The following is a 25,642-nucleotide window of genomic DNA, read 5'->3' as shown; positions in this document are numbered from 1 at the left end:
GATTTGGGGTGGGTTTGATCATGGTGAAGCTCCATTCTTGGATTTGGAGTTCGCCATCACTGCGACCAAGCAGATGGGTGGCGAACCGTACGCAGGTTGGTCGACCAGGGAATGGAAACCCGGCAGGGCCAGGGCCCTCCCACGCACGGCTCGCCATTAAGCAAGCACAAAAATGCCGCTCGCGCGGCACTGTGCGCCATTCTAAACCCGGGCGACCAAACCCGATCACTGATTTTGCAGCGACCGACAAAGGCTAGAGATCGCGCTTCCGACGGACAACCTGAAAAGCGTGTCGGAGATATCAGGCCGAGTGTTAGCTCGCCTGCAGCTTTTGATCTTGATCCACCCGCCCCCTCGGAAGGCTGAGTGGAGGTGTTCATCCGGGGACGGGCGCGCAGCGCCGTTCGACGCAGTCGAACTCATTGCATGTAGGTCGAAGCGAAGCCGACCGGAGGGCAATGCCCCCGGATGAATACCGTAGCGAAGGAACGCCGAGCCTAAGCGAGGGGCCGTACGTAAGGGGCGAGACCTTTTGGTTCCTTTTGGGGCGTTTGCCAAAAGGGACTCGCCGTAAGGGCGAAACCGCCAGCCGCCGTTACCGCAGAAACGGATATGTACACAACCCAAACCACCAGCCTGGTCGGCCCAGAGGCCGCCAAGCCTCAGTGCGCCGTAACCCGCTGCTGCATCCCGGAACTACTGGGCGACAAAGCCAACGCCAACTGCGTCCGATTATGCATATGCGTCAACCGCAACACCTGCGACACATACAACTTCACCGTGTTCTCGGTAATCCCCAACTCACAGGCAATCTGATAATTGGTCTGCCCCTTGCCCACCAACCGCGCCACTTCCAGCTGCCGCGGAGACAGCTGATTGAAAATCGCCGGAGTCTCCGCCGCATCAGCATCAGCGACACCCCGGCCACCCGCGTCTGCCGCCTGCGGACCCCGCCGAACCTTGTCCAGGTCCTGGTACAGATCATCAATCGACTCGGACAGATACTGCAGCTTCTGATTCAAATGCCCCAACTGCAGGTTCTTGTGCCTCTCCTGCAAGGCCACTTCCTGCCGCTGCAAACCCTCGAACAATTCATTCAGATCGATCGGCTTCTGGTAATAGTCGGCAACGCCAGCGCGCAGGGCCTTGATCACGTCCTGCTTGTCGGCACACCCGGTGAGCATGATCGCCTCGAACGCCCGGTGCTTGCCCGATAGCCGTTGCAGCTCCTGCATCAACTCAATCCCGTCCATGCCGGGCATCTGAAGGTCCAGTAGCACCAGGCCGATATCGAGGTCTTCGTTGAAACGCTCGATCGCCTGATAGCCCGATTCGCAGGGAACACAACGGTAACCTTTGCCCTCCAGAAATTCGCAAAGTTCTTCAACGATCAATGGCGCATCGTCGACCACAAGGACTTTTACTGCCGAAGTAAACTTGCTCACGAGCAACTCCCTGTCAGGTCAAAGGTTGACCCGTCCCTCACCGACAGCCAGCGGTTGTACAACTCTGTCTGAAAAGTAGACGTAGTTTCAGGCTATGTACACAAAAGGCTCGACTAGTGGAACCAGGCAAATGTCAGCATCAGCCCCACCAACACGAAGGGTGCAAATGGCTGTTTCCTTGACATTTCTGGTGCCATATAAAAAAGATGGGTTCTAACCCCTTGACTCATATAAAGCCAGACTCTTGGCGCCAGCAGCAGCCAGAAGATGCTGGCCAATCCGGCGCCAATAAACGTGCCGAGCACGTGCATACCGTCCGTCGCAAGACCCAGGGCGGCCATGAGTTTCACGTCTGCACCACCCATTCGCTTCATGGCGTAGCCCGGTAGCGTTAAGCCCAGGGCCAACAAAAAAGCCCAGCCGCCCTGTTGTGCGTCGGCCCCCAGCCAGGTCGTGCCGCTCCACAGCAGCCACGCCAGGGCCAGGGCACCGACACCCAGGGTCAGGCCATTGGCGATGTGCCGTTGCCGGGCATCCTGTGCGGCGCAAAGCGCCAGCCAGATCAATAGGACAAAGCTCTGCATTCGGTAAAAAACGTCCGTTTTGGCTGAATGATTCTATGCTGACATTACTCAGTGTTGGTCAGGGTAGACGCACTCATGAAAGCCAGCCTCCCCCACAAACAAAAAGGCGCCGCCGCGATTGAATTCGCCCTGGTGTTCATCATTTTTTTTGGCGTGTTCTACGGCATCATCAGCTATAGCCTGCCGCTGCTGTTGATGCAGTCATTCAACCAGTCGACTGCCGAAGCCGTGCGCCGCAGCGTGGCGCTGGACCCGGCAACCCCCGGCTACAGCGCCGCGCTGATCGCCCGCGCCAAGGCAGAACTGACCACGCAAACAGCCTGGATTGCGCCGGCCCTGAACTTCAATGTCGCCACCGACGCCAATGTCACTTATGTGGGCGGGCTGCTGACAGTCCGCATCACCTACCCCACCAATAAAATCAGCGCCGTCATCCCGTTCCTGAACCTGCCCGGCATCGGTCGGGTGCCCAATCTGCCGGCGACCCTCACGGCCAGTGCGAGCCTGCAATTTTGAGTGCCGGGGACAAATTGTTCGGGCGCCTGCTCCACCGCCATCCGCCGCCTCCACCGGAGCCGCCGGAGGCACTGCGGGTGCACAGTTTCGGATTGCAGATGCAGCTCAATGCCGAGGGGCGTGTCGTTCAATTGAGCGGTCCGCTGCGGCACTTGCTGGCCCAGCAACCTCCCAGCGCACAGGCACCGCACCTGCTCGACTTCCTGTTGCCCCACAGCAGCCTCGCCATCGAAGGCTCGCCGGCGGACTGGCAGGGACAAACCCTGGACCTGGACTTTTACAGCCTCAACGGTCCGCCGCTGCATTTGCGCGGTTGGGTGCAACCCTTGGCCGATGCCTGGTTGTTGCAGATGCTGGACATCGGCGACTTGCTGCTCGAACGCCGGCAATCGCGCAACCGCGAACAGTGCCAGGTGCTGGCGCTGCAAATCGCCGGACAGTTACGCCTGTGTAGCCTGACTCGCCTACCCGAGATGCTGGCCGAACAACTGCAAAGCCTGGCCCAGCGTTTTCAGGTTCCGTGCATTGCCCTGGCCTTGCTCGATGAGCAGGAACAGGGTTGGCAAATTTACCAGCACTACGCGGCCCTCGATGCACCGCAACTTTGGCAAAACGGTCAACGCCTGGGCACGGGACTGGACAGTTTGAACGGCTCGGAACCGCAGCACCTGACCCCGCGTGAACACCCGCGCCTGCAAGGCACGTTCGGCAATACCGACGGCTTCGCCGTGCCTTATCACGATGCGCAAGGGGTGGTCGCCTGGTTGCTATGCGGCTTCTACACGGCGCAACAACGCGCCCCCGATGTCACGGAACGCGACTGGCTGCAAATCACCGCCGCGCTCGCCAGCCCCTTGCTCGAGCGCCTGCGCGAGCACCGGCATCATTTGCAACTGGAACGCCTGGAATCACTGCAAGCCTTGCTGGGAACCGGCTGGTGGGAAGTCATCAGCGACAGCGACGAGGTTCAGTTGGCACCTTCGCTGGCCACTACCCTGAACCTTGGTACGTCGCGTTTATCCATGCAGGACTGGCTCGAACAGGTGTATCCCGCCGACCGTGAAGAGCTGCGCATTTGCTTGCAAGACTTGCAGGAGACAGGCACTCCCCTGCTGCTGTGCGTGCGCCTGTATCGCCATTACGGTGCGTCCGCCCCCATCTGGTATCGCCTGCAAGGCCAGGCCCTGGGCGCGGGGAAAAACCGTCGCCTGGTGGGTTTCATGCTCGACATCAGCGACATCAAGAACCAGGAGCAGAGCGCCGCTGCCGCCCATGCACGCCTGGACAATCTGATCGCCAGCTCTCCGGCGGTGATTTACGTACAGCGCTATGTCGAAGGTGCGTTACACCCGGTGTTCTTCAGCGACAGCCTGTTGCCGCTGCTCGGCTGGACCCTCGCCGACTGCACCCCTGGGGCGCTGGTGGAACGGGTGCATCCCGACGATCGCCTGCAGTATTTCGAGCGCACGCGGCTGTTGCTGCGTGAAGGCTCGGTGCGCGCCCGGTATCGGATGCGCGACAGTCGCGGCGACTATCACTGGCTGCTGGATGAGGCGAAATTGTTGCGCGACGACCTCGGCTTGCCGGTGGAAGCCGTGGGCCTGTGGCTGGACATCACCGAAGCGACCCTGGCCACCGAACAGGTCAGGCAGAGTGAAGAACGCTACCGGATTCTGGTGGAAGACTCGCCGGCGATGATCTGCCGCTACCAGCCGGACCTGACCCTGACCTTCGGCAACCGTCCGTTGGCCACCTATCTGGAATTGGCGCCCGAGCAATTGCCGGGGGTGAACCTGGGCAACTGGATGTCCGGGGAACAGCGCGAGGCATTCACCCGACGGCTGGACCAGTTGAGCCCCGAGTTTCCGGTCAGTACCGCCGAGATCAACCTGCAACTGCCCGGCCGCGAACACGCCTGGTGGGTCTGGTCCGATCGCGGGGTGTTCGATGAACAGGGCCGGTTGCTCGAGGTCCAGGCCGTGGGGCGCGACAACACCGAGGTGCGGCGCTCGCAGCAGCAGCTCACACAAAGCGCGAAAATGGCCACCCTCGGAGAAATGGCCACCGGCCTGGCCCATGAGATCAACCAGCCGCTGAACGTGATGCGCATGGCCATCGTCAACGTACTCAAGCGCCTGAACAACGGCGACGTACAGGTCGATTACCTGATCGACAAGCTCACCCGCATCGACACCCAGGTACAACGCGCCGCGCGGGTGGTGGACCACATGCGGGTGTTCGGTCGCCGTTCGGAAATCGAGCAGCAACCGTTCAACCCGGCCCAGGCCATCGAAGGCACGCTGGCGCTGTTGTCCGAAGGGATGCGCGGCAAAGGCGTCGACCTGCGCATCAGCGAGACCGGTTTTGAAGTGCAAGTGCGCGGCTACGTCGATCAGCTTGAGCAGGTGCTGATCAACCTGATGGTCAACGCCCGGGATGCATTGCTCGGCAAGCGCGAGGCCGACCCCGATTTCAGACCGTGGATTTCGGTGTACGCCGAACGGGATACGCACTCGGTACGCCTGTGGGTCGAGGACAACGGCGGCGGTATCGACCCGCGTTTGCTGGAGCGGATTTTCGAGCCGTTCTTCACCACCAAACCCGTCGGCGTCGGCACGGGTTTGGGCTTGTCGGTAAGTTACGGCATCGTCGAGAACATGGGCGGAAAACTGAGCGTGCAAAACGCCACCGAGGGTGCGCGTTTCTGCATCGAACTGCCGATCGTGAAGCAGGACTAGATCACCAGCGCCGCTCGACCCGAGTGACAACTGAGGTTGGCACCCACTTCGACTTTGTTCAGGTCGATCCCCAGGCTCGCCAGCAACGTATTGATCAGCGTATCCAGTAACGGGCTGAGTACCGTATTGATCGCATTGACCAACGCAGTCGTGACCTCACTCAAAATACTGCCCAAGCCACCCACGATACTGCCCGACGGTCCATACATGTTCACGCCAAGGTTACTCACGGTGGTGCTCAGGCTGTTGACGATATTGGTCGTGGTAAAGGCGTAGTAAAACGGTGGCTGATTGATCTCCGGCAAGTTGGCAGCCGCTGGTGCGGAATAGACGTGGGACATGTTGGCATTTTGGGCAACCGCGGTGTTGACCATGATATCGATGCTACCGCCCACACCGGGCTGATGGTTGTAGCAGGTTGGCGGCAGGATCAGCAGCCGCTGGCAGGTCTGCACGCCGATATCGATGACCTTCAAAGGATTGACGTGGTTGCTGGGTGGGACAGTGGGCGAGCCAAACACATCGTCGGGATTGATCTGCCCGATCTTCAATCCGATCAGTGTGGTGGTGGTGCTGGTCGTCAGGCTTTTATTCGTCGTACTCACGCAACTGTAAGCCGTGACATAACTCCAGGCACCCGCCGCCTCCAGCGCCACGTCGATGCGAATCGGAGGTGGCAACAGCTTGATTTCCGGCGTGTCGCAGGGCACGAACAGCGCGCAGGTCAATGAGTTGACGACGCCTACCAGGTCCAGATGCAGCAATGAGTTCAGGGTGTTGGTCAGCGGTGCAACGAGATTGATAACAGCGTTGACCAAAGGCGTGATGGCGTCCAGCACGGGCAGGTTGATCGACAACAATGTCTTGATCTGAGCCGTGCGTACATAGATGCGGTTGGGGCCTAAAGGGGCCAATGCCGCGTTTTTAGGGTTGCCGATGGCCGACAGTTGCGGCGGCTCCATCACCTGCACCCGTGCAGTGATCTGCGCCAGGCCCGCGATGTTGATCGGCAAGGTCGCGACCACGGCATTCTTCTTGTTGGCCAGTTGCACAAACCCTTCAATCAGATCGAAGGCTTTCAGATTCACGGCAAGGGTCGAAATGTCGGTGCCACTTTCAACATGCAACATATTACCCAGCACAACGGACGTCGTACCCGCTGCCACCTTCAATGCTTGCAGGCTGACAATGGTTGCGGATGCTCCAAGTGTGCCGTTGGGGTCCAGTACATTGATGGCGGTCTGGATCAACTGGCTGACATTGACCGTTGTACCCAGTACCTGGTCGTAGCCGCCAGCGATCAGGCCGAGGTCAATTTTCAACCGATTGAGGTAGCCGAGCAGGCTGATGTCGGTATTGACCAATCCGTTCCAGCCCGCCGCACTGATACTGACGTTGCCTCCCAGCAATCCCCCGAAAAGCAGACTGGTAATGGCGGCCTTGCTGGTATCGAAGGTCAGGAGCGTACTGCGGATCGTCAATGAAGCCAGGGGGGGCTGCAGCGCAGCGACCGCCGTTGCGCTCAGCGTCAGCGTTGAGCCCGCTGGTGCACCGCCGGCCAACGCGCCGATGCCACCGGCAATACTCTGTTGCACGACATGGCTGGCGATAACCCGGATAGCCTCGCTTTTACTTGGGTCTGCACCGAATACCCGTAGGTTGTTGGCATCCAGGGTCAACGCACCGCACGCCACAGCCAGTGCGCGCCCAGTGGAGGGAATGGCGAAACCATTTCGTTGCGCGCTGGCGGTGGCATAGGTGTTCGCGGTTGAGCCACCGGAACAGTCTCCACCCCGGGTGGCGGCTTCAAGGGCGGCCATGTCAGCCACGCGCTGCAAACTGCGTTTTTCCAGGTACAGCCTGCCGGTATCGACCACCAACAACATGAATGCCAAAGCCAAAGTCAGGGTCAAAGCGGCCATCAAGCCGATCGCCCCCCGTTGCCGGGCCGGGCCGCGAAACTGCATGCGGGGAGACATGGCGCACTCCTTTGCCGGCGCACTGCCGGGCGCAACCTCCGTTGGTGAAAAGCAGTGTAGACAAGGGTGGGCAAGACTGCTGGCAACTTGCCAGTGCAGAATCGAGTAGGAGGCGGGGTTGCCCCCGCCGTCCTCTCACACCACCGTACGTACGGTTCCGTATACGGCGGTTCCTGCCTACTGACAAACAACGTCAGCGAGCTTGGTTCCGTTGATGTGTCGCCTGCGGTATCTAAGCGCCCAGACCGGCCCTCGGAGCTTCCGGCTCCTACCTCCTAATGGTCTTGACCTCCGCTACGCGGAGTTTCTGCTTTACGCTCCAACAGAGATCACACCCGACTATCCACTCATGGCAGGTTCAGCCCTTCATTACTCCGGTTTCGAGCAACTACTACGGCCTCTGCTGACTTCTGTCGCCCATCCCGTCATCTCGCGACGCCGGTAGCACATGGCAGGCTAAACAGATCTCCCAGGGTAATTCGCGCGACCTTCCTGCTTATGCCTGTCGGATCTACGTCGCAGCGTTCCGTGCAAGTATCGGGCTTTGAAGATATTGGCCTTCTTACCCCGCTGCGCCGCCTCTATCCGCTTCCTGTTCGTCAGGCCAGCATTTTGCCTCGGGCTTCCTTCAGATTCGCAGTCACCCGCGACACCCTTGCCTCTGGCTAACACTTCCCCTTGCCGGGTGTGTAGAGGACTTTCACCTCCAAGTCACCAGCGTGGCCACCACAGCCAAGCTGGTTGCGCTTACGCGCAACGCGCCATGCCTGGCGCACCAATAAAAAACCCCTGTGGGGGCACAGGGGTTGAGAGACTGGCTGATTCTAGGAGGCGTGCGGTGGATAGTTGGCCAATATCCGCGTGACCGTTTCCCAGATGGCATCGTGACGATCCGTCGGGTTTGGCGTGCGGCTGAGTATCTGTTCGTCACTGCCGCGCCACACCAGTTTGCCGTCCTTGCCATCGAGCAGGTCGATCTGGATGGTCGCCACTTTGTAACTGACGCTGCGGGTTTCGTTATACATGGGGGCGCCGTAGTAGCCATACCACGGGTTACCCCAGCCACCGCCGTAATTGGTGGTCACCTGTTGTTGCCGCTCTTCGACAACCAGGTAGGTCTGCACATTCAGATCGCCCTTGGCGCCTGCGGCGGCCGGGCGCAAACCGCGCTGATCCAGTTGATCGGCGACCGCCTGACGGATGCGCTGTTCGGTCAGGTCGCTCTTGATCCGTGGATCGTCGGGACGGTATTGCAGGGCGGGTTCTTTCCAGGTCCAGCTGCGATAGGCAGCAAAGTCGCGGCTGGCGTCGAAGTCATGATTGACCTGGTTGGCCGCACAGGCACTGAGCAGCGCGGCCACTGCCAGTAAAACAAAACGGCGGAACATGATGATTCTCCGGTTGAAGACATGATCCTGTGGAATGCTTCTTATCTACAAGAAGCTAACTAGGAGGATACGCCGACATTGCCTTTTCCACAGCCTTCCGTATGGCATCGGCCCGCTCGCTTTCGCTGCCCCGGTTGCCAGTTTCAGCGCTGGCGCTCCACACCGGCTGGCCGCTCTTGGCGTCATACATATCCACCTGAACCACTACGACTTGCTCCTGATAGGTACGAACGACCGGTACGGTGGCGTACCCGCCATATCCAGGGCCGTAGCCGTTGTAGCCACCATAACCGCCGCCGTAATAATCGTCCTGAACCTGACGCAAGCGGGTTTCCATCCGCAGGTCGGCGCTGACAAACAGGTCGGCCGGGCGATTGTCGTGCAGCGGGCGCAAGCCGCGTTGATCCAGCGCATTGCTGACCGCTTCGGCGATCTGCGCCGAATCGGCCCAGGCGGTGCCCGGTGGCAGATGCCCGTCGAGCCAGGCCCAACTGCGGTAGCGCCCATAGTCACGGGGTGCTGCCGGGTAAGCGCTGCGGTCAAAGGTCTTGGCGGCCTGGGGCGGCGCTGGTGGCAAAGGGTTGGACGTGGCGACATAGGGGTTGCTGCCCTGACAGGCAGCCAGCCCCAGGCAGAACACCAGTACACCTGAATGACTTTTCATTGCGTGCTCCGATCAGACAGGCCGACAGATCCAGTGCAAATAACGCCCAAGCCCGGCAAAGCTCGGATGACGACGGTGGGCCAGCTCCATTTCCAGCAGGTCTGCCAGCTCGACGCGAGCCTGGAACTCCACTGGCATGTAATCGTGAAAAACCCGCACGCCACTCATGGTTTCGACCTGCCACAGACCTTCAAGTTGCGTCGCCAGCTCGCGCGGATCAAGGGGCTGTTGCGGGGTCAGGCTCTGCTTTTCGCCGGCCATGTCGTTCTTGCGCATCTTGCGGAAATGGCCCTTGAGCAAGTTGCGATAAATCAGCGCATCGCGGTTGTAGAACGCCAGGGACAGCCAGCCGTCCGCCTTGGTCAGTTGATGCAACACCGGCAGGATGGCGTGGGGGTCGGCCAGCCATTCCAGCACGGCGTGGCACAGCACCAGGTCGTAGGGCTCGGTGAGCTGCCCCAGCAGCTCCTGCCACGGTGCCTGAATGAACGTGGCGTTCTGCCCGGCTTCGGCAAAGCGCTGGCGGGCGCCTTCGAGCATCGGCTCGGCAGGCTCGGCGAGAGTCACCTGATGGCCGCGCTGGGCCAGCCACAACGACATGTGGCCAAGGCCGGCGCCGATGTCCAGCACGCGCAGCGGCCGGTCGGGCAGGATTTCGGTCAGATCGGCCTGCAACACCGCCAGACGGATCGCGCCTTTGGCACCGCCGTAGATTTTTTCGGCGAAACGGGTCGCCAGTTGATCGAAATGACGGTCGCTCATCAGCTGAACCTCCGTTCGCTGTCCGCCAGTTTGCTGCGCACTACTGCTTCCATGTCCAGGCCCAGCTCGCTGCACAACAGCAACAGATAAAGCACGATGTCACCGACTTCCTGCCCGGCGTGGGCGAGTTTGTCCGCCGGCAACTGGCGTGACTGGTCTTCGGACAGCCACTGGAAAATTTCCACCAGCTCGGACATTTCCACGCTCGCGGCCATGGCCAGGTTTTTCGGGCTGTGAAATTGCCGCCAGTCATTGCGGTCACGGATGGCGTGCAGGCGTTCGGTCAGTTCAACAAGGTTCATCGGGCTCTCCTGAAGGCGTATAGCTTCGGGGGGATCACAGGTGAAGGCAAGGGGCAGAAGATGCATGCTCTGTGTGCAACCCTCTATGCTTGTGGGAACTCGGCAGCGTGATCAATAGCCCAAGACTCAATTCTCTTTAATCAGGACGTTCATTCCATGCAGGTAGAAGGTTTTTCCGAATGGCTCGGCCAGGTACTCGGCTCGATCATCCGTTTCATCGTTGATGGCCTCAGCGGGCTGTTCAATCTGTTGGGCAACGCCAGCAGCAACTTTGTCGAAGGCCTGTCCCAGGCGCTGGGCATGGATACCTCGGTCATCAGTATCGTGACCTTGATCCTCGGGCTGGTCCTGCTGTGGTCGGCGATCCGCGCCTTTCTCAATGCGTCGTTCATCATGGGTTTCATCTGGTTGGTGCTGGGGCTTTGGTTACTCAGCTGGATCATCCACTGACACCACATTGGATCTCTGGTGTTTTATGGATTGAGCTCACTTAGCCAATCCGTTTTCACCGCTACAATGCCTGCTCCCAAGGAGCCTGCATGTCCAACCTGACCGCCGACTGGCGCGACCGCCCTACCCATCGCCGGGTCTGGGCACTCGCTGCGCCGATGATTCTTTCGAACATTTCCGTACCGCTGGTGGCATTGGTCGACAGCACCGTCATCGGTCACCTGCCCCACGCCCATCAACTCGGCGCCGTAGCGGTCGGGGCCAGCCTGTACACCTTCCTTGCCTGGGCCATGGGCTTTCTGCGCATGGGCTCCACCGGGTTCGCCGCCCAGGCAGCGGGGCGCGGGGATGGCGCGGCCTTGCGGCAGATTCTGTTGCAAGGCCTACTGCTCGCCATGGGCCTGGCTGTGGTGTTGGGGGCGGTGGGCGTGCCATTGAGTGGGGTCGCATTGCACTTCATGCAACCGTCCGCTGAGCTCGATCAACTGACCCGCGAGTTCTTCCACACCCGCCTGTTCGGCCTGCCAGCGGCGCTCGCCAGCTATGCACTGGTCGGCTGGTTTCTCGGCACCCAGAATGCCCGGGCGCCCCTGGCGATTTTGCTGAGCACCAATCTGGTCAACATTGCCCTGAACCTGTGGTTCGTCCTCGGCCTGGAATGGGGCGTCGTCGGTGCAGCCAGGGCCTCGGTGATTGCCGAATGGACCGGTGCACTGATCGGCTTGCTGATGACCCGCAAAGCCCTGCGCGCCTACCCCGGGCATATCGCTTGGGCAGCATTGGCGCTGTGGCAGAGTTGGCGGCCACTGCTGGCGGTCAACCGCGACATCTTCATCCGCAGCCTGGCGCTGCAATCGGTGTTCTTCCTGATCACGGTGCAAGGCGCACGGCTGGGCGATGCCACGGTTGCGGCCAACGCTCTTTTGCTCAATGGCCTGCTGCTGACCGCCCACGCCCTCGATGGCCTGGCCCACGCCGTCGAAGCCCTGTGCGGACATGCCCTTGGCGCCCGTGACCGCGATGCCCTGCGCCGTTCATTGGTGGTGGCCGGTGGCTGGTCGTTGCTGGCAAGCCTGGGCTTTGCCGCGCTGTTTCTGTTCGCCGGGCATCTGTTCATCGAGATGCAGACCGACATTCAGAGTGTGCGTGACACCGCGTTCATCTACCTGCCCTATCTCGCCGTACTGCCGCTGATTGCCGTCTGGAGTTACCTGCTCGACGGCCTGTTCATCGGCGCCACCCGCGCCCGGGAAATGCGCAACGGCATGCTGCTGACCGTGGCACTGGTGCTGCCCTTCGGCTGGGTACTGCAAGGCGGGGGCAACCATGGCCTGTGGATAACCTTTCTGTTGTTCATGCTGCTGCGCAGTCTGACCCTCGGTGTGATCGCCTGGCGCCTGCGCCGCAACGATGGCTGGTTCGTCGGTAGCACTCACTGAACGGGCGTAGCCCCGACAATATTCGACCTCATGTCCAGGGTCGATCGTTCTGCCACAGGCGACGCAGGCTATCGAGTCGCTCCTGTTGAGTCCCACCCGGCAGCGGCTGCACGGGCACGGCGTCGGGATACTGCAGGCGTAGCCATATCCAGCCATCAAGCACCGGGCGCTCGCTGAAACCCAGCGCCAGCCCTTCCTCCACATAGGTCCACAGACGGGGAAAGTCGACACCGGTGGATCGGTTCCAACGCCAGGCATGCTGTTCCAGCAGGCAGGTTTGCAATTTTCCCTGCTGCCCGGCGCTGAGGCTTTCCTCGACTGCCAACGTTCTGACCGCCAACCCCGGGTTGGACAAGCGCTGCCAGCCCTCACATCCCATCGCACGGTCGGCCCAACTGCCGCCGAACCAGCGTAACTGGTGGATAGGCCCTAGCCAGCGACTCAGTTCAACGGCATCGCAGGCATCGAAAAAATAACTGGCCGTAGTTGGGTTGTAGTAACTCAAAAGGGCCCGGTGCAGGCCCAGCGTGACCGTGAGCATGCGCCGCAATTGTGCCAGCAACGACGCAGCGCCGGCCTCGCTGGTCATCAGCAATCCGGGCCAGCGTTGTCCGTCAACGATGCATAAATCGGCCAGTGCCGGGCAGGTGCGCAGATCGACCAGGACCGGCCCCTGTTCGTGCAGAGCATGCCACTCCGTGCCGTCGAACAACCCGAACCATCGGGCCTGGGCAAACATCTGCCGAAGATTGACACCCGCCTGTGGCGTGCCCGGCACATCCAGCAACAGCCATTGCGGGGGTACCTCAGGCGTGCGTGTGGCGATCATGCTCCAGAGCTCTGGCCAAGCTGCGTCGCCAGACGACAGGTGCACAAAGCCTGTGCGCAATGGTTGAAGCTGCCGCCACCGGGTAGCAGGCACAACATCAGCAATGGCTCCCCCGAGCGCAACCATTGTTCCAGGCCCTCTTCATGGGCGCAGGTGGGCTGGGGTGTATCCTCGATCATTGCCGGTGCATGCAGCAACCCGGTTATCTGCGGTTGATCGGGATCGCCCTCGACAAAACTCACGACCAGCTCAGTCCCTTCCCGCAATGGCGAGAGCGTCGAGGCCTGCAACTGCCTGGCCAGGGGCAGCCAGCAATGACTAGGCGCAGCCCCTTCGCCTTGATAAAGCCAGTCGAATTGCACCGGTACCGGCCTTGCCGGGTCGGGGCCTGGCTCATCGACCTCGACGACCCACGCCCGTTGCGGGCCATGCATCCTTGGTTTGACCGTCGCACAGGGCGGCTCGATGGGTGCCGGCCAGTGCAGGGCACGGGCCTGATTGTGGTAAGGCTTCATCGTATCCTGGCTGCCCCAATGCTCAACGCGTGTCAGCAGCCAGAGCCGATTGCAATCGGCAACCGGATGACCGGACAGCGGCATCAGCCGACCGCTGCGCAAGGTCGCCAGGTCCGTCCGGCATTCGGCGCTCTGCACCGCTGTCCCACCGCTGCACTGACGTTCGAACTGCCGCACCGCCGGCCGATCGCCTCCGCTGCGCACGACCGCAGGTTCGCCGGTTGGAAAATGCTGCCGGTCATCCCCAAACACCACACAGTGCCCGCGGGCCCGGTGTTCGAAGTGGTAGTGAAGCCCTTCCTGGGCGCACAGTCGCTGGAGAAATTGCAGGTCTGACTCTCGATATTGCGTGCAAAAATCCCGGGGCAGGTATTCGCCGCTTAGCTCCAGACGTCGATCCTTGCCGGTAATGCCGTGCTCCTTGAGCACCTGGTCGAGGATTTGCGGCACTGAGCGGGCACTGAAGATTCGTTGGCTGAAGCGCTGGGCCAGACAAGCCAGCCTTGGCCCCAGTCGCACCTGGCAGAGTCTGGGTCCGCTGGCGTGGTCGTGCTGGACGAGCTCATGCAATTGTCCATGCACGCGGCTTCCGGCTGGTCCGAAATGCAACGAGGCCGGGCGGTACAGCAAACTGGCAAGGTCAAGCACCGGGTCTTCGATCAGCAGTTCCAGGTCGAACGCGAACGGCTCGCTGATGGCTTCTCTGCCGGTAAAGGCCAGAACCTCTAAGGAATCGGGCAGACCTGCTACATCCAGACGAAATGAAGGTTCGCTGACTGGATTGAACATCGGCGTTTCTCTACAGGAGGGGCGGCCGGGGATTCTCGCTGAGAGACATGGCCGAGTAGAGTGCCGAAATACAAATTAGGAAATAACCTACGCGAAAAGAGGACCAAATGCGCCGAGTTGTCGAAGATGCTGGAAATTTCGCCTGGAACAGGAGAATTGCCGCACCAGGTCATCTGAAATTTCCGCAGCGAACGGAAATTTTTCAGACAACCTGATGTGTGCGGCGCCTTACCTCAAGAAGACAGGTAAGACGAACGGGTCAGCCCCAGACGCAAGGCATCGAGGAACTGCGTGCGCTCGGTTGCGCTGATACGGGCATTGGCGCACTTGTCGCGGTAGTGAGTCATCAGTTCTTCCGGCGACAAGTGCACGTAGCGCAGCATGTCTTCGATGGTGTCGTGGGTTTCGATACCGGCGTGGTACACGCTGCCGTCGGCGTTCTGGTAGATGTTCACCGAGTCGGTATCACCGAACAGGTTGTGCATGTCGCCAAGAATTTCCTGGTAGGCACCGACCAGGAACACACCCAGCAAGTAGTCTTCACCTGCGTTCAGCGCGTGCACCGGCAAGCTGGTCTCGATGCTCTGCTCGTCGACGTACTGGTTGATCTTGCCGTCGGAGTCACAGGTCAGGTCTTGCAGTACCGCACGACGCAGCGGCTCTTCGTCGAGACGGTGCAGCGGGATGATCGGCAGGACCTGGTCGATGGCCCAGGTGTCCGGCAGGCTCTGGAACACCGAGAAGTTGCAGATGTACTTGTCGGCCAGCTTGTCGTTGAGTTCGTCCAGCACCTGACGGTGGGAACGCTGGCGGGCCTTCAACGAATTGTGCAGGCGACGGCACACGGCGAAGTAGCACTGCTCGGCCAAGGCTTTCTCGGCCAGGGTCAGCTTGCCGTCGGCGTACTGGGAGGCAATATCACTCATGTAGTGCGTGGCGCGCCAGTAGGTTTCGGTGACCATCTCGATGTCGGTCGGACCCAGCAGGTCCACCAGCCACTGCACGGTTTCCGGCAGCGCTTCCTTGTTCTCGATCTGCGGCACGTCGTCGTTGTGTTTCTCGACGTCGGTCACCTGGATCACCAGCATGGCGTGGTGCGCGGTCAGGGAACGGCCGCTTTCGGAGAAGATGTTCGGGTGCGGCAGGCTCTGCGCATCGCAGAACTCCTTGAGCATCCCGACCACGACACCGGCGTAGTCGTCCATGTCGTAGTTGATCGAACTGGCGTTACGCGAGTGTGTGCCGTCGTAGTCCACGCCCAGGCCACCGCCGACGTCGATGTGGTCCACCGGCAGGCCGAGGTTGCGCAACTCGCCGTAGTAACGGATCGCTTCCTTGAAACCGTGCTGGTAGTCCGCCAGGTTGGCGATCTGCGAACCCATGTGGAAGTGCAGCAGGCGAATGCCCTGGTCCAGGCCGGCTGCGCGGAAACGCTCGACCACCGACAGCAGTTGCGCCGCCGACAGGCCGAACTTGGATTTCTCGCCGCCGGTGTCCGCCCACTTGCTCGAGGCCAGGGATGACAGGCGCACGCGCAGGCCGACCTGAGGCTTGACCTTGAGCGAGTTGGCTTCTTCGATCACCAGGCCGACTTCGGATTCTTTCTCGATCACGATGAACACGTTGTGACCGAGCTTCTGGCCCATCAACGCCAGGCGAATGAATTCGCGGTCCTTGTAGCCGTTGCAGACGATGGTGCCGCCCTTCGGCGCCAGTGCCAGCACTGCCAGCAGTTCAGGCTTGGACCCGGCTTCCAGGCCGATGGAAACGTTCTGGGTGGCGATGATGTTCTCGATCACCGCTTCCTGCTGGTTCACCTTGATCGGGTACAGCGCGGTGTACTTGCTCTGGTATTCCAGGCGCTCGATGTTCGAATCGAACGCGCCGGTCAGCTGACGCACGCGGTCTTGCAGGATGTCCGGGAAACGGACCAGCAACGGCAAGGACAGGCCGCTTTTGCGCAGCTGGTCGACTTGCTCGTACAGGTCGATAGGCGAGCTGCTCGGACCGTTCGGACGAACTTCGACGCGACCGGCGTCATTGATCGCGAAATACCCGGCCCCCCAATGGCGAATCCCGTAAACACTGCGGCTGTCCGCAACTGTCCATTGGCTGCCATCGTCTTTGCGTGTGCGTCGTACGGACATCGAAGTCCCCTATAAAGAAGTCATAGTGCGTCGCCTGGGTTCAGGCCGGCGCAGTCTAAAGAATGAAAGTGACGGTTCGTCAACGAGGCAATAGACCCCGCCGACCGCAGTGAGTTTAGAAACCGGTCATGAACAGGCTCTGTGAAAACCATGTAGACGATGCCGGACCTGAATGTCATCAGGACCGGATCAAGCCGAGGGTGGTTTTCACAGAGGCTGCTAGCCGCCGGACTTCTTCGCCTTGAAACCGAGCTTGATCAGTTCTGCCAAGAGTAGCTCGACATGATCACCCTGGATTTCGATGACACCGTCTTTCAGCGCCCCACCGGTACCGCAACGTTTCTTCAACGTCGTGGCCAGGTCCTTGAGCGCGTCTTCAGCCAATGGCACGCCGGTGATGGTGGTCACCGTCTTGCCGCCACGGCCCTTGCTTTCGCGACGCACGCGAGCGATGCCGTCGCCGGCCGGGATAACGGTCTGTTTGCAGATGCAGGCGTCCACCGGTTTACTGCATTCCGGGCAATGACGACCTGCGTCGGTGGAAAATACCAGGCCGCCCAGGGCGGCGAAGGATGCGGCTTTTTTGGCCACCGGCAATCCTCTTCGGAGGACAAAGACTGGTCGCAGCACTTGGGAAGGCTATCGACCGCGAAGCCCCACTCAGGCAGGGGCAGCGCTACTGAACCGGATGCCCTACAAAAAGGAGCGCCGGTTCAGTTTAAAAAGGTCGCGCAGTGTAACGGCAAAAACGCCGATTGCTAAGAGCCAATCGGCGCCAATTTATAGCTGTTTTGCGACGTCGATCCGGCGTGAGCGCAAATAGCGCTTCAACGCGGCCAGAGAGTCCGGGCAATAAGGCTTTTGCTCGATTTCCAGCATGACCTGATCGATGGGGATAAAGCGCGCTTCGAGCACCTCTTCCGGTTGCAGGATCAACGGGCCGTCCCACACCGCCGAGAACGCCGAACACCACAGGCGATTGCCGGTGTCCTCGAAGAAAAAGTGGTCATGGGCGGTCAGCTCCACGCCACTCACGCCCAGTTCTTCCTCCAGCTCCCTTGCCGCCGACTCGGCGTAGGTTTCACTGGCGAGCACCATGCCCCCCGCCGCCACGTCCCAGTAACCGGGATAGATCGCCTTGCTCAGGGTGCGCCGGTGCACGCACAGTTCGCCAGCGGAGTTGAACAACATAATGTAGGTGCCGCGCCCGATCAGCCCGCGCTCGCGCAAATCGGAACGGACCAGGGCGCCGAGCAGGTTGTCCTGCTCGTCGACCCAGGCGATCTGTTCGGCATCGGAGGCCGCACGATGCGCAGCCTCCCTTGCATTATCGACCATGACTCAGCCCTGATTGAGCAATTGACGCAAATCGATCACCGCGGCGTTGGCCCGGGAAATGTAGTTGGCCATGACCAACGAGTGGTTCGCCAGTACGCCGAAGCCGCTGCCGTTGAGGATCATCGGGCTCCACACCGGCTCCTGCGACGCTTCCAGTTCACGAATGATCTGGCGCACGCTGACCGTGGCGTTCTTCTTGGCCAGCACATCGGCGAAATCGACTTCGATGGCGCGCAGCAAGTGCGACAAGGCCCAGGCCTGGCCGCGAGCCTCGTAGAACACGTTGTCGATCTGCAGCCATGGAGTTTCGACGATTTCCTCATCGACTTGCGGCGCCACACCCGGCGTCACCACCTCGGTCTTCAGCGCAGTGTTGAGCTTGACCCGGCCGACACTGGCCGACAGCCGTTGCGACAGCGAGCCGAGACGGGTGCCGACGTCACCCAGCCAGTTGTTCAGGTTGTCGGCGCGGGCATAGAACAACGCGCTCTTCTGGTTCGGATCGGACAGGCGCGCCTGATAGCGGCTCAGGGAATTGATGCCTTCCTGGTACTCGGACTCACTGGACGGCAGCACCCAGCTCTTGTTGTCGAAGTTGAAACGCGGCTCGGCCTTGGCCAGGTCGGCATCTTCGGCGGACTGCGACTGCGAACGGGCGAAGTCTTTACGCAGTGCGCGGCTCAGGTCGCGGACCTGAACCAGCACGCCATATTCCCAGCTCGGCATGTTGTCCATCCACAGGCCTGGCGGGAATCGGTCGTTGGAGATATAGCCGCCCGGCTTGGTCAACAAGGTGCCAGCGACGGTCTTGAGGGTTTCCACCGTGGTGTAGCCGACAACCATCTGCTTGCCTTCTTTCTCGGCCGCCAGTTGAGCGGTTTGCTGGACCGGGAACAGCGCCGGCTCCTGGCTCCAGTACCAGCCCAGGACACTCGCCACCAACAGGTAGATGCCCAGCAGAGTGGCCAGCGCCCGGCTGAACAACAGACCGCCCAGATAACTGCGGGTCTCCGACTTCGGTTCAGCGGCACGTTCAGGCGCACTGTCTGTGCGGTTCTTCCAGTCCAGCATGGCGATATCCTTTCAAGCTCTTGAGTTCAACGGTTCGACCACAACCATACAACAACGTGCCTTGGCCCGGCACCCGCCATCGCACCGATGCGGAAAATTACCGGGCTTGCGGATCAAACGAGTGCCTGTGCACCCGACGTCGCCGCAGCCATCGAAATCCACCCCTAATGGTTTGGATTGCCAGGCTAAGGGAATCCCCGACCCCCTGAAACCCAAAAAAACGTGCCGATCAGCACCGGCAAAAAATCATGAATGGCCGGTTGTCAGCCACTTGCCCATTTCCACCTCATACCCGCCAAGTGCCCTGATTCAAGCACTTCGCCCCCTGTAAACCGCGACTAGAAAGGCTCGAACAAGACCGCTCAGTCACAAACTGAATGAAGTCACATTGCAGATTATTGACGTACAGCACTCATGCAATGAAAAAGTGGTGCTAGCATAGAGCCACCACTCGACCTCAGTGTGCACCCTAACTAGTAGTCAGGATATGACCGAGCCAGAAGACCCCAGCCGCGAGCGCCTCAAGCACCACTTTGCCCAGCGGGTAATTCATCAGGCTCGTCAGATTCTTGAGATATGGCAGCGCCTGCAACGCAGTGAGTGGTCCACCGCCGACCTTTCGGAACTGAGCGAGGCCAATCTGCGCCTGCTGCGTTTCGCCGAGCGTTTCGAACAACCGGAACACACGCAACTGGCACGCCACATCGGTCAGTCCCTGGAGGCGGTCGACGCCAATCGCGGACGCCTGAGCAGCGGCCTGATCACCGACCTCAATCGCTTGATGCAGCGCCTGTCACGCACTGGCCTGCGCCATGGCGACCAACTCGATCAAACCTTCCTGCCACCGCTGCGCAAGCCCATCTACGTGATGCTGCAGGATCACGACCGTGCCGAGCGTCTGGCTAAGCAGCTGGAGTTCTTCGGCCTCAGCGCCCAGTCCCTGGACAGCGTAGATGCGTTTCGCTCATCGATGGTCGAGCGCCTGCCGGCCGCGATTGTCATGGACGTGGATTTCAGTGGCACCGGCGTCGGCCTGAAGCTGGCTGCCGAAGCCCAGGAAGGCCTCGATCATCAGCTGCCGCTGCTGTTCTTCAGCCTGCACGAAACCGATACCCCGACCCGCCTGGCCGCCGTGCGTGCCGGTGGCCAGGAGTTCCTTACCGGCACCCTCGAAGCGTCGAGCCTGCTGGAGAAGATCGAAGTCCTGACCTGCGTCGCCCAGTACGAGCCTTATAAAGTGCTGATCATCGACGACTCCCGCGCGCAGGCCCTGCATACCGAGCGCCTGCTCAACAGCGCCGGGATCGTCACCCGGACCTTGATCGAGCCGATCCAGGCCATGGCCGAACTGGCGGACTTCCAGCCGGACCTGATCATCCTCGACATGTACATGCCGGCCTGCACCGGTACGGAACTGGCCAAGGTGATTCGCCATAACGACCGTTACGTCAGCGTACCGATCATTTACTTGTCGGCCGAAGACGACCTGGACAAGCAACTCGACGCCATGAGCGAAGGCGGCGATGACTTCCTGACCAAACCGATCAAGCCCCGACACCTGATCACCACCGTGCGCAACCGCGCAGCGCGAGCACGCAACCTCAAGGCACGGATGGTCCGCGACAGCCTCACTGGGCTGTACAACCACACGCACATTCTGCAATTGCTCGAAGACTGCTCGTTCCGCGCCCGCCGCGAAAGCAAGCCGCTGAGCTTTGCCATGCTCGACATCGACCACTTCAAACGGGTCAATGACAGCCACGGCCACCCCATGGGCGACCGGGTGATCAAGAGCCTGGCGCTGTTTCTCAAGCAACGCCTGCGCAAAACCGACTTCATCGGCCGCTACGGTGGTGAGGAATTCGCCATCGTCATGCCGGACACCGATATCGACGCGGCCTACAACGTGCTCAATGAAATCCGTCAGCGCTTTGCCGAGATTCACTATCCTGCGCAACCCGAGGATCTGTGGTGCACCTTCAGCGCCGGAGTGGTTGAGCTTTGCGAAAGCTCCGACAGCCTGATGATGGCCAGCCAGGCGGACGAAGCGCTGTATCGCGCCAAACACGGCGGACGCAATCGCGTCCAGGCTGCGCGGACGTCAAAGCAAAGTGCCACTTTTTTATCGGAATCGACCGATACGGTCATAACCCTGTAACAGAAACGCAATAACTTCAGGCACTTACCATTTCTGCCGTTGGTAGTCCGTAATGCGCCTGAAGCTGCTGACCAATCTCAATACCCTCCTTCTGGTGGCCGTGTGCGTGGCCCTCGGCGCTACGCTGTGGTGGTCCCAAAAAGCCCTCGAGCGTCCGTATCTATTAATGGAGCGCTACCTGGGCCTGTCGCAGCAGTTTCAGAATGACGTCGCCCGCAGCGTCGAGGATTACCTGGGCAGCGGCGACGCGCTACGCTTGAGCAGTGCCGCCCAAGGCATCGACAGCCTGAAAAAAGAACTCGACGAATTGCCGCCGGCCCTGGCCGAGACATTGCGCCCCAGCCTGTCGACCCTTGAAGAATTCAGCAAAACCGACCTGCTGGCCGCCGGCAAACTGGCGGGCGATCCGCAGGCCTTGCTGCTACAGGCCGAGCGCGAGCTGGGGGCCAGTCTCGATCAGCTCAGCCAGTACGCCAGTGGCAATGCGGCCTACCTGACGCCGCTGCTCACGGCATCGCAACATTTGGGGAAATTGTCCCTGGCCCGGGACAAACTGGTCAGCAGCGGCCGCAGTGAACTGGCCGCCGATGTCGAACGCGAAGTGGCCAACATCCGCACCCAGGCAGAGAAACTCGACGCCCTGCCTTTGCTGGGCGTAACCACCAGCAGCGAATCGATCACCGATGATTTCGCCTCGATGATGGGCCTTGAGACAAAGGAAAAAGCCGTTGCCGAAGATGCCGGCGTCGGCCTCAAGCGCGAGTTCAACAGCCTGCTCACCCGCTACCCGGCCGAGCTCTCGCGCACTCGCGATCAGATCCGCAAACGCGCCGACCTCAGCGCGGCGACCCACCTGAAAATCGCCGACGTGCAACAGGCCATTGCCGGGCTGGAACCGGTAGTGCGCGCCCAGCACGGGCAGATCCAGAGTGAAGTGCGGCTGATGCAAGGCGTGATGATCGGCTTGATTCTGTTGATCGCCCTGCTGATCGACACCCTGCAGCGCAAACTGGCGCGGACCCTGACCAACCTCGCCCCGGCCCTCTCGACCTGGGCCGAAGGCGACTTCAGTCGCGACATTCAACTGGGCAACACCAACCGCGAATTGCATGACATTGAAGCCTCGCTCAACCGCTTGCGCGCCTATCTGGTGGACCTGGTGGGGACCATTCGCCGCAATGCCGAGCAGGTGGCCGGCAGCAGCCGCACCCTGGCCGACCTGAGCAACGACCTGCATGAAGGTGCCGAGCATCAGGCCGGCGACACGGCACTGATCCGCGACTCCCTCAGCGAACTGGAAGCGACCATTCAACAAGTCGCCGACGACGCCAGCCAGGCCGCCGACGCCAGCCGCCACGCCGGCCTGGCCGTGGAGCACGGACAGAAAGTCATCGGCCTGAGCCTCACCGGCCTGCATGCGCTGGTGGATGAAGTGCAAGGCAATGCGCAAATGATCGAACACCTGGCCGAAGAGTCGGCCACCATCGGCGGCGTGTTGACGGTGATCCGATCGATTGCCGACCAAACCAACCTGCTGGCCTTGAACGCCGCCATCGAGGCGGCCCGGGCCGGAGAAATGGGCCGAGGCTTTGCAGTGGTGGCCGAAGAGGTGCGCTCACTGGCGCAACGTACCGCCGGGGCCACGGCAGAAATCCAGACGCTGATCGCAGGGCTGCAAACCGCGGCTCGGCAATCGGTGGAAGGCATGCGCGCCCAGGTCGAACACGCCGAAGCCACGGCCAGCCAGGCACAGGCAGCCGATGGTGCGCTGGATAAAATCGTCGGGGCGATCCGGACAATTTCCGACACGGCGGTACGTATCGCCGATGTCACCGCCCAGCAAAGCGGCGCTGTCAGCGAAATCCGTGACCACAGCGAGAGGATTCACCAGTTGGGTGGGGATAACCTGCTGCGCATTGGCGAAGGGCGTGAGCAAGGGGAGAACTTGCTGGTGCTGGGTGGGCGACTGCATACCGCCGTTCAAGCCTTTCGCGTCTGATCCACCGCTATCGCGGGCAAGCCCGCTCCCACAGGGTAGGGAGTGTTCACAGATCTTGTGAGCACCATCAATACTTGTGGGAGCGGGCTTGCCCGCGATGACGTCAGATCAATCACCACACATCCTTGGCTCTGCACACTGCACTGCCGTCCGCTATCATCCCCCCAATTCCGATACGCGAGATCGTCATGCGCCGTTTGCTTTGCCTGCTGTTTTTAGTGTTCGCCCTGCCGGCCAGCGCCACTGGCTTGCTGGAGAACCGACCCAGCTCAAGCCTGGGCTCGATCAACAACAGCGCCGACTTCCTGCCGGTGCGCGAAGCTTTCCAGCTGAGCCTGGTAGACAGCACACCACAATCGATCAAGCTGCGTTTCGTCGCCACCGAAGGTTATTACCTCTACCGCCACCGCTTTCAATTTCGCGCCGATCCGGCCGATGTTGTCCTCGGCGCGGCGAAACTGCCTGACGGCCAGAAAAAGCACGATGAATACTTCGGCGATGTCGAGGTCTACCACGGCATTCTCGACGTCGAGTTGCCGCGCACCGACCAACGCGCGTTCACCCTGGCCGTGACCTATCAGGGATGCGCCGACAAAGGCCTGTGCTATCCGCCGGAAACCGAGCGCCTGAGCATCGACGGTAGCGGCGCTCCGGCGACGGCTTATCCATGGAACTGGCGCGAACTGGCGTTGTTCTTCCTCGCGGGCCTGGGCCTGACGTTCACGCCATGCGTGCTGCCTATGCTGCCGATCCTGTCCGGCGTGGTGCTGCGCGGTCAGGTCGGTGGTTGGCGCGGTTTCAATCTGTCGCTGGCCTATGTGCTGCCGATGGCCGCCTGCTTTGCCCTGCTCGGAGCCCTGATGGGCCTGTTCGGTGCCCAGCTCAATCTACAGGCGCGACTGCAATCGGCCTGGGTGCTGGTGCCGTTCGCGATGTTTTTCGCCGTGTTTGCCTTGGCGATGTTCGGCGTCTTCGAACTCAAGTTGCCGCATGCCATCAGCAGTCGCCTGGACCGCATCGCCGGCCGCACCGAAGGCGGGTCACTGTGGGGCGCCGCGGTGTTGGGCGTGGTCTCCAGCTTGCTGGTTTCACCCTGCGTTTCGGCGCCATTGGCCGGGGCGCTGCTGTACATCAGCGCCAGTGGCGATGCGCTGGGCGGCGGTTTGAAACTGTTCATGCTCGGCCTCGGCATGGGCGCACCGCTGTTGCTGGTGGCCACCGGTGGCGCAGCCTGGCTGCCGAAAAGCGGTCCGTGGCTGGTGTACGTGAAAAACGCGATTGGTGTGTTGTTGCTCGGGTTGGCCGTCGGCCTGCTCAGCCGCGTTCTGCCGGGTCAGGTCACCTTGTTGCTGATCGGCTTGCTGGCCGGCGGTGTCGGCTTGTTCATGGGGGCGCTGGAGTTCGTCTATAAACCACCGCGCAAACGCCTGGGCCAATTGCTCGGCATGTTCCTGCTGTTTTACGCGCTGGCCTGCTGGTACGGCGCCTTCAGCGGCCAGACCGACCCGTTCAACCCGATCGGCCAGCCCCGTATCGTTGCCAACAGCGGCCCCGCGCCAAACACCAGCACCTGGCAAACCGTGAGCACGCCGGCCGATCTGGACCGCGCACTCGCCGACGCACGCTCATCCGGCACACCGCTGCTGCTCGACTGGTACGCCGACTGGTGCATCAGTTGCAAAGTCATCGAGCATGAGGTGCTGGACGACCCTGTCGTCATCGAACGCCTCAAGGGCTACCGGCTGATCCGCTTCGACATCACCGCCAGCAACGCCGAGCAACGCGCCCTGCTCGACCGCTACCAGTTGTTCGGTCCTCCGGCGCTGATGTTTTTCGGCAAGGACGGTGTCGAACGCGCCGAAGTGAGGGTGATCGGCGAGATCAACGCCAAAGACTTCGCCGAACGTGTAACCAGGGCGAATGACCATATTTAATCAAGCAGTCATATATTTCGCGCAAACATCGGTCATCGTGCTGGCTATTGCAGAGAACTGGACAGTCATAAAGGCTTTGCGGCATAGTCGCCGGGTTCTGACAATTGCTCACAGATAACATAGGAACCGCCGATGGCGACGCTACTCGTTCTGCACGGACCCAACCTGAACCTGCTCGGCACTCGTGAACCGGGCACCTACGGCGCCACGACGCTGGCGCAGATCAACCAGGACCTGGAACGCCGTGCCCGCGAAGCCGGTCACCATTTGCTGCACCTGCAAAGCAACGCCGAGTACGAATTGATCGACCGCATCCACGCTGCCCGCACCGAAGGCGTGGACTTCATTTTGATCAACCCAGCAGCTTTTACACATACAAGTGTCGCATTACGTGACGCGCTGCTGGCGGTGAGCATCCCATTCATCGAAGTGCATTTGTCTAACGTGCACAAACGAGAACCTTTCCGCCATCACTCTTACTTCTCCGACGTAGCGGTGGGAGTGATCTGCGGCCTTGGCGCCAGCGGTTATCGACTGGCCCTGGAGGCCGCCCTGGAACAGCTTGAACAACAAGTTAACCGCCCCTGACCGACCC

Annotated in this window: 21 protein-coding genes; 8 read left to right on the top strand and 13 right to left on the bottom strand. The window is 61.0% G+C overall.

The annotated features are described in order from the left end of the window. Nucleotides 1-662: 662 nt before the first annotated feature. Nucleotides 663-1,445 carry a response regulator transcription factor gene (locus KGB07_RS20495; protein ID WP_046043973.1) on the bottom strand — a complete coding sequence of 261 codons (783 nt, stop codon included), beginning with the start codon at nucleotides 1,443-1,445 and terminating at the stop codon, nucleotides 663-665. A gap of 113 nt (nucleotides 1,446-1,558) precedes the next feature. Next, nucleotides 1,559-2,029 carry a prepilin peptidase gene (locus tag KGB07_RS20490; protein WP_223466395.1) on the bottom strand — a complete coding sequence of 157 codons (471 nt, stop codon included), beginning with the start codon at nucleotides 2,027-2,029 and terminating at the stop codon, nucleotides 1,559-1,561. Between the two features lie 75 nt (nucleotides 2,030-2,104). Here KGB07_RS20490 and KGB07_RS20485 point away from each other — a divergent pair, with 75 nt between their 5' ends. After that, on the top strand, nucleotides 2,105-2,545 hold the full coding sequence (locus KGB07_RS20485) for a TadE/TadG family type IV pilus assembly protein (protein WP_046043975.1): 441 nt from the start codon (nucleotides 2,105-2,107) through the stop codon (nucleotides 2,543-2,545). Next, entirely contained in the window at nucleotides 2,542-5,283 is a 2,742-nt protein-coding gene (locus KGB07_RS20480) for an ATP-binding protein (protein ID WP_046043976.1), read from the top strand. The genes KGB07_RS20485 and KGB07_RS20480 overlap by 4 nt, the downstream gene beginning before the upstream one ends. Here KGB07_RS20480 and KGB07_RS20475 read toward each other — a convergent pair. From KGB07_RS20475 to KGB07_RS20455, 5 genes are all read right to left on the bottom strand, one after another. Then, complete coding sequence (locus tag KGB07_RS20475; RefSeq protein WP_223466393.1) at nucleotides 5,280-7,262, bottom strand: pilus assembly protein TadG-related protein; 1,983 nt, start codon at nucleotides 7,260-7,262, stop codon at nucleotides 5,280-5,282. The two genes, KGB07_RS20480 and KGB07_RS20475, sit on opposite strands and share 4 nt — an antisense overlap. An 824-nt stretch (nucleotides 7,263-8,086) precedes the next feature. Next, entirely contained in the window at nucleotides 8,087-8,650 is a 564-nt protein-coding gene (locus KGB07_RS20470; protein WP_046039980.1) for a DUF4136 domain-containing protein, read from the bottom strand. Between the two features lie 55 nt (nucleotides 8,651-8,705). Next, entirely contained in the window at nucleotides 8,706-9,314 is a 609-nt protein-coding gene (locus KGB07_RS20465; RefSeq protein WP_046039978.1) for a DUF4136 domain-containing protein, read from the bottom strand. Nucleotides 9,315-9,326: 12 nt separating this feature from the next. Next, the gene (locus KGB07_RS20460; protein WP_046039975.1) at nucleotides 9,327-10,076 is read right to left on the bottom strand and encodes a methyltransferase domain-containing protein; all 750 of its coding nucleotides are present in this window, start codon (nucleotides 10,074-10,076) and stop codon (nucleotides 9,327-9,329) included. Next, nucleotides 10,076-10,378, bottom strand: coding sequence for a MazG-like family protein (locus KGB07_RS20455; protein ID WP_126049043.1), 303 nt, complete (start codon nucleotides 10,376-10,378; stop codon nucleotides 10,076-10,078). The genes KGB07_RS20460 and KGB07_RS20455 overlap by 1 nt, the downstream gene beginning before the upstream one ends. Before the next feature lie 156 nt (nucleotides 10,379-10,534). Here KGB07_RS20455 and KGB07_RS20450 point away from each other — a divergent pair, with 156 nt between their 5' ends. Together KGB07_RS20450 and KGB07_RS20445 are read left to right on the top strand one after the other, a co-directional pair. Beyond that, entirely contained in the window at nucleotides 10,535-10,828 is a 294-nt protein-coding gene (locus KGB07_RS20450; protein WP_046039973.1) for a hypothetical protein, read from the top strand. An 89-nt stretch (nucleotides 10,829-10,917) separates the two neighbouring features. Beyond that, complete coding sequence (locus tag KGB07_RS20445; protein ID WP_046039972.1) at nucleotides 10,918-12,267, top strand: MATE family efflux transporter; 1,350 nt, start codon at nucleotides 10,918-10,920, stop codon at nucleotides 12,265-12,267. A 28-nt stretch (nucleotides 12,268-12,295) separates the two neighbouring features. On the opposite strand, the gene KGB07_RS20440 is transcribed toward KGB07_RS20445, so the two are convergent. From KGB07_RS20440 to KGB07_RS20415, 6 genes are all read right to left on the bottom strand, one after another. Further along, on the bottom strand, nucleotides 12,296-13,096 hold the full coding sequence (locus KGB07_RS20440) for a DUF4123 domain-containing protein (RefSeq protein WP_223466391.1): 801 nt from the start codon (nucleotides 13,094-13,096) through the stop codon (nucleotides 12,296-12,298). Next, a complete protein-coding gene (locus KGB07_RS20435; protein WP_046039970.1) occupies nucleotides 13,093-14,400 on the bottom strand; it encodes a type VI secretion system Vgr family protein in 1,308 nt (435 codons plus the stop codon). Before KGB07_RS20435 ends, KGB07_RS20440 begins: the two co-directional genes overlap by 4 nt. Nucleotides 14,401-14,633: 233 nt before the next feature. After that, entirely contained in the window at nucleotides 14,634-16,547 is a 1,914-nt protein-coding gene (speA, locus tag KGB07_RS20430) for an arginine decarboxylase (RefSeq protein ID WP_046039969.1), read from the bottom strand. A gap of 219 nt (nucleotides 16,548-16,766) precedes the next feature. Then, entirely contained in the window at nucleotides 16,767-17,138 is a 372-nt protein-coding gene (locus KGB07_RS20425; RefSeq protein WP_008053936.1) for a translation initiation factor Sui1, read from the bottom strand. A gap of 189 nt (nucleotides 17,139-17,327) precedes the next feature. Then, entirely contained in the window at nucleotides 17,328-17,885 is a 558-nt protein-coding gene (locus KGB07_RS20420; protein WP_046039968.1) for an NUDIX hydrolase, read from the bottom strand. A 3-nt stretch (nucleotides 17,886-17,888) separates the two neighbouring features. Further along, entirely contained in the window at nucleotides 17,889-18,956 is a 1,068-nt protein-coding gene (locus KGB07_RS20415; protein ID WP_046039967.1) for a DUF2333 family protein, read from the bottom strand. Nucleotides 18,957-19,443: 487 nt separating this feature from the next. Between KGB07_RS20415 and gcbA the strand changes: the two genes are divergently transcribed. The 4 genes from gcbA (at nucleotide 19,444) to aroQ (ending at nucleotide 25,635) form a co-directional block, all read left to right on the top strand. Continuing rightward, complete coding sequence (gene gcbA / locus KGB07_RS20410; RefSeq protein WP_046039966.1) at nucleotides 19,444-21,114, top strand: diguanylate cyclase GcbA; 1,671 nt, start codon at nucleotides 19,444-19,446, stop codon at nucleotides 21,112-21,114. A 52-nt stretch (nucleotides 21,115-21,166) separates the two neighbouring features. Next, the gene (locus KGB07_RS20405; RefSeq protein WP_223466389.1) at nucleotides 21,167-23,113 is read left to right on the top strand and encodes a methyl-accepting chemotaxis protein; all 1,947 of its coding nucleotides are present in this window, start codon (nucleotides 21,167-21,169) and stop codon (nucleotides 23,111-23,113) included. 188 nt (nucleotides 23,114-23,301) lie between these two features. Further along, nucleotides 23,302-25,047, top strand: coding sequence for a protein-disulfide reductase DsbD (locus KGB07_RS20400; protein ID WP_223466387.1), 1,746 nt, complete (start codon nucleotides 23,302-23,304; stop codon nucleotides 25,045-25,047). 132 nt (nucleotides 25,048-25,179) lie between these two features. Continuing rightward, the gene (aroQ, locus tag KGB07_RS20395; protein ID WP_223466385.1) at nucleotides 25,180-25,635 is read left to right on the top strand and encodes a type II 3-dehydroquinate dehydratase; all 456 of its coding nucleotides are present in this window, start codon (nucleotides 25,180-25,182) and stop codon (nucleotides 25,633-25,635) included. Nucleotides 25,636-25,642 lie beyond the last annotated feature (7 nt).

This window comes from Pseudomonas sp. GL-RE-26 (assembly GCF_019956275.1).
Classification (GTDB): domain Bacteria; phylum Pseudomonadota; class Gammaproteobacteria; order Pseudomonadales; family Pseudomonadaceae; genus Aquipseudomonas; species Aquipseudomonas grandcourensis.
The sequence above is the reverse complement of the archived record's forward strand: the minus strand, read 5'-3'. Positions and strand labels throughout refer to the sequence as shown.